We start from the raw sequence: 5,082 nt of genomic DNA on the forward strand, positions 1-5,082 counted from the left end.
AAGCTGCCCAAGCTCTTGCCATTGCTAGCTTTTTAAGTAGCAAAACCTATAAAATATTTTGCACAAAAAGGAGGAAGACACCCCTCAAAAATCTAATTGGATAGGTGAGACCCAAAATCCAATAGAAGGGATGTCTTCAATATGAAAGTACAACAAACAACCACACATTGTCAAGCACCTCTTTTACCCAGACGTGAAAAAAGAAAGATTGAACTTGAAAAATACCGTTTACAAAAGAAAATCCGTAAATTTAATTTGCCAGTTACTTTTGATAACGATACAATCACTAAATTCGCCAATTTTGGCCCTGTAGAATCTTTTAAACAGGCAATTGGTTTCAAGGAACTTATCAAAAGCACTTTTACCATGCGCAAAGCACCTAACAGCAAATATCAGTCTCAAGAAATGCTCGATTTTCTGGTTGATGCTCAAATTCTTGGTCTATCTCGATTCGAGCATATCAATGATTTACGTTACGACCCGGGTTACCTGAAAATCAAAGGCGATATTGAATGCCCTGAGGAATCAGCATTCAGACGGTTATTTAAGGCATTGGAAATTGAATCCCTTGGAGAATTACGCTCTATCAATCAACAATTAATAGCACTGCATTCCCGGACAAAGGAACCAACTGAGATATGGCTGGACTGCGATGATACAGTTATTACCCTTCATGGCAACCAAGAAGGCGGTGAGGTAGGCTATAACCCTCGTTATCACGGCCGTCCGTCTATCAAGGCCAAGGCTTGTTTTATTGCTGAAACTGCAGAATTAGTCAATCTAAAAGCATATGGTGGTAAGACGCACAGTAACGGCGAATTCCTTAATTTTTTCAAGGAGGCAGAGGGACAATTACCCCATAACTACGTCCCCAAAGGTGTAAGAATGGATAAAGGCTTTTTTGACGAAAAAAAATTTCGAATACTTCGAATCCCGTACCCTTTTATATGTCTGTAAAGCCCCGATGCGAAGTGGTTTAAAAAAAGATCGTTAATTACCTAAAAGAACAAAACCTTTGGCAGGAGCTGGATGAATGTTACAGCATTGCTGAACTAACAGTCCCGTTACCAAGCTGGAACAAGGCCAGACGGTTCATCGTTATTTGTCAGAAAAAAGATCCCAAAACAGGCCAATTATATATAGACCACCCTGAATGCTATCAATACCAAGCCATAGTAACCAACATTGAGACTAATGATATGTCTCCTGAAGAAGTCTGGCGTTTCTACAACAAACGCGGCACCTGTGAATTGTGGATAAATGAACTAAAAGATGGTTTTGCTGTTGATGAAGCAAGCCAGCATAACTTTGTCAAAAATGAGGCCTATATGCTGGTAAAGGCCATTAGTTACAATCTCATGCTCTGGTTCAAAGAAGCCACCATGCCTGAACGAGGTCAAAAACTGCCGGGCAAAAACCATCAGGCGCAAAGTGCTTTGTGTACCGGGCAACATCGTGGGTAATGGACGCTATAGACATGTCCGTTTGGCCGCCAACAAGTGGCTGGAAACAGTGATCAATCAGGTCAAAACTAACCTGGATGAATTTCTTTACCTGGTAGTCCAACGGCTGTACCCTATAAGATGCTGAAACACGACAAATAAGACTGTATTATAAACAAGATACAGATCTCAAAACATCCTATCGGAAACAGGGTGGTGGTTAATGTTACTCATTTTCCGGTTAATTAGCGGATAAAAAAGCAGTGGGGTAAATGTGATTAGGATATTTGGACACATCTGGTTATTAATACGGATTCAGGTACTGTTGACCGCTGTGAAGCTATTTACTTGCCGATTTCAGGGTAAATTAAAATCGACAAGGTTGTTATGTTACGGTATATTTGGATTAGATTCCAGAATACAGCGGAGGCTGACGAGGCAGAACAGATGAAGACTATTACATGGGCACAGCCTATGCTCATTTATTCCAATCAGATGAGCATGATCCATGAATTTCAGATGGTTTTTAACGAGCTGTGGGTGAGTTTATCCGCGGGAACAAGGGAAAACACCATCTCGCTTTTGGATAGGATGATCGAAGAAATTGTAAGGATTCATAAATAGGAGGAGCAGGGTCATGCCATCAAAGATTATTTTGAAAGTTACTAAAGGAGAACTTGCAGGAAAGGAATTCATTTACGACAGCAAGGAGCAGCTATTTATTGGCAGGCAGGATGATTGTACAATTGTCCTCCCCGACAAATCCGTATCCCGTTATCACTGCATGTTGGAGGTAACTCCGCCGGATGTTACGGCGCGAGATTTCGGAAGTCTTAACGGAACCTACCTGAACGGAAAAATTATCGGACAGCGTGAGCGTTCCGTATCTGTCGAGGATGCGCAAAAGGAATACCACGAGGAATTCGAGCTGCATGATGGCGACCGGCTTGGACTGGGCAAACACTGCGAGATTCTCCTGCATACAGTTTTAGCCAAACGCTGTGCAAACTGCGGCGAAGAGCTGCCGGATGACAGGGCCTCCCTGGATGGCCGAACCATAGATGATGATGCACCGCAAAGCTATGTGAACAGAAAAGGTGAAGCAATTTGTGAGGCTTGCCATTTGCAGCAGGAAGCGGAAGCAATGGCCGCCGACCTGGAAAGAAAGCTCAAACAAGCAGCAGATAAAGCCGAAGAAGAAATTCGGCAGGCAGCTTCCCGGAAAAAGTGCCCGGGCTGCGGCGCGATATTTACACCCCAGGACCCGGATAATAACCTTTGTCCCCAATGCGCCAGGGACCAAGGCAAGGTATTGCAGGAAATTTTGGTACAGGCTCTGGGCGGTATTCTCGGGCAGCGATCCCAAAAGGATCATGGGCCTGCAACAATCAAAGGGTTCCGCAAGGTAAGGAAACTGGGTGCGGGCGGAATGGGCGCTGTCTGGCTGGTGCAGGATGAAAAAACAGGCAGGCAATATGCCCTGAAAACCATGCTGCCGGAGGTGGCGGCAAATAAGCTTGCTAAAGATACATTCCTGCGCGAAGCCATGCTTGGAGAAGCCCTTGACCATAAAAATGTCATCAAAGTTTTTAAAACAGGTTGCCAAAACGGCGTATTCTATATTTTGATGGAATTGTGCGAAGGCGGCAGCGTGGATAAATACATGGAAAGGTACGGGAGCAAATTGCCCTTAGACATTGCGACCTTCATCGTCCTGCAGGCACTGGACGGGCTGGAGTATGCACACCATGCGAACGTCAGCGTAAAATGCGGCTGGCGGACCCGGGATTCCAGGGGCGTTGTTCACCGCGATTTTAAGCCTGCCAACATTTTTTTGGCGGACAATAGCACCTATCCCGCAGCAAAGGTCGCCGATTTCGGTCTGGCCAAAGGCTTTGAGACGGCAGGGCTTTCCAAACATACCCGTACGGGCACAGTTTCAGGGACACCGGTATTCCAGCCGCGCAAGCAGATCGCGAATTTTAAATATGCCAAACCGGATGTGGACGTTTGGGCGGCAGCCGCCAGCTATTATTATATGCTCACTGCCAATATTCCCAAGGAGATAAAAGGCAAGGATATCTGGTTGGCCATGTATACGGAAAAGGCGGTTCCGATCAGACAGCGGGATCCGCAGATACCTGAGAAACTTGCAGCCGTTATTGATAAGGCGTTGGTCGAAACTCCCGATATCGGCATCCAATCTGCCCGTGAGTTGAAGCAGCAGATCGTCGCGGCGCTGCCTGATGAAGTTAAAAAAACCGTTAGAGGCGTTATTTGATGAAACATAAAACACCGAACTTTTCCTATTGTTTTCGTTATGCCGGAGAAAAAAACACCGGCAGGCTTAGAGACAGCAATCAGGACGAGGTCATCTTCTGTCCCGACATAGGGATATTTGCCGTATCCGACGGGATGGGCGGGCTTGAAGAGGGAGCAAGAGCTTCAGTCTATGTCAGGGAATCCATTCCGGTTATGATGCGTTTTTCGCTGAATGAAGAAACTCCCGATGCGGCCGGAAATGCTTTTGCGGAAACCATCCGCAGGATCAGTGACGAACTTTTCAATGCCGCAAACACGGGGTCGCATATCAGTTTTGGGGCAACATTTTGCGGCATATGGCTTTATAAAGACAAAGCAATATTTACAAACCTGGGTGACAGCCGCGGCTACCTGCTGCCAAAATATAAAAGAACGCTGAAGCAGATTACAGAGGACCATAATATTGCCGCACTTCTTGTTAAAAACGGAGAGCTGGCCAAAAACGCTGCCAACAACCACCCTTCGAGCTCACGGCTTACACGGTTTGTCGGCATGAATGCCCCTGCTCTGCCCGAATATTTTGTTTGTGATGTTGCGCCCGGAGACAGGATCCTTTGTGCAGCGACGGGCTTTACGGCATGGTAAATGAAGAGGATATCACCCGCATAATGCGGAGCAGCCGAAACCCTGGAACCGTCTGCGCCAAGCTGATCGATCAAGCCAATGTCAACGGAGGACACGATAATATTTCAGTGATTTATATTCAAATTGTCAATTAACAGTTTTGCAACTATAAAACCCGGTCAAAGCATGAAATACGTTAGTTAAGGGGTTTTTTATGATGAAAAAGGATGAAAAAACGCTTCCTGACAGCATAGAAAACACTGCAACAGTCTCAGACAACGCAACTATCGATGATGATTACGCAACCGTAGACGCTGCGGCAATAGACAATGCTGCTTTGGATGACGATGCCACGGTGGATGATGACGCCGCAGTTCCGGATAATGAGGCGGCACGATATGAGGGAAAGGCGGTCATCATTGCCAAAGGCAGGACTCTGCTCGATACCTACCGTGTTGAATCGGACGCCATCGAAGGCGGCATGGGCAGCGTCTGGCGGGTGCACCACACAGGCTGGAACGTTGACCTGGCCATGAAGCAGCCCCAGGCAAAAGCGTTTCAAACCAAGAAACAAAAGGAAAAATTTATCAATGAGTGCGACGCCTGGATCAATTTAGGCCTGCATCCCCACATCGTTTCCTGTTACTATGTTCGTGAAATCGGGGGCGTCCCCACCATCTTCTCCGAATGGATGGACGGCGGCAGTCTGGCCGATGTGATCCGCAACGGCAGCTTATACCGCGGAACCGGCCGG

General features: G+C 46.5%; 6 protein-coding genes. All 6 read left to right on the top strand.

The window, feature by feature from the left end:
- The first annotated feature begins 141 nt into the window (after positions 1 to 141).
- Positions 142 to 957, top strand: coding sequence for a transposase (locus SSCH_RS16115; RefSeq protein WP_052835239.1), 816 nt, complete (start codon positions 142 to 144; stop codon positions 955 to 957).
- A gap of 86 nt (positions 958 to 1,043) precedes the next feature.
- Positions 1,044 to 1,463 carry a transposase gene (locus tag SSCH_RS17280; protein ID WP_269746106.1) on the top strand — a complete coding sequence of 140 codons (420 nt, stop codon included), beginning with the start codon at positions 1,044 to 1,046 and terminating at the stop codon, positions 1,461 to 1,463.
- Between the two features lie 426 nt (positions 1,464 to 1,889).
- Complete coding sequence (locus SSCH_RS03215) at positions 1,890 to 2,066, top strand: hypothetical protein (protein ID WP_156972064.1); 177 nt, start codon at positions 1,890 to 1,892, stop codon at positions 2,064 to 2,066.
- Positions 2,067 to 2,079: 13 nt separating this feature from the next.
- Entirely contained in the window at positions 2,080 to 3,723 is a 1,644-nt protein-coding gene (locus SSCH_RS16125; protein ID WP_052835241.1) for a protein kinase domain-containing protein, read from the top strand.
- Positions 3,723 to 4,349: a PP2C family protein-serine/threonine phosphatase gene (locus tag SSCH_RS03225; protein ID WP_044664220.1), complete on the top strand. Its 627-nt coding sequence runs from the start codon at positions 3,723 to 3,725 to the stop codon at positions 4,347 to 4,349. The genes SSCH_RS16125 and SSCH_RS03225 overlap by 1 nt, the downstream gene beginning before the upstream one ends.
- Positions 4,350 to 4,542: 193 nt before the next feature.
- A partial coding sequence (locus SSCH_RS03230; RefSeq protein WP_156972067.1) for a protein kinase occupies positions 4,543 to 5,082 on the top strand: 540 nt, incomplete at its 3' end.

Source organism: Syntrophaceticus schinkii, from assembly GCF_000946815.1.
Taxonomy (GTDB): Bacteria; Bacillota; DSM-12270; order Thermacetogeniales; family Thermacetogeniaceae; genus Syntrophaceticus; species Syntrophaceticus schinkii.

Excerpts from the sequence above, each read along its gene's own strand:
- SSCH_RS16115 (WP_052835239.1), top strand. The coding sequence starts at position 142 with ATGAAAGTACAACAAACAACCACACATTGTCAAGCACCTCTTTTACCC.
- SSCH_RS03215 (WP_156972064.1), top strand. The coding sequence starts at position 1,890 with ATGAAGACTATTACATGGGCACAGCCTATGCTCATTTATTCCAATCAG.
- SSCH_RS16125 (WP_052835241.1), top strand. The coding sequence starts at position 2,080 with ATGCCATCAAAGATTATTTTGAAAGTTACTAAAGGAGAACTTGCAGGA.
- SSCH_RS03225 (WP_044664220.1), top strand. The coding sequence starts at position 3,723 with ATGAAACATAAAACACCGAACTTTTCCTATTGTTTTCGTTATGCCGGA.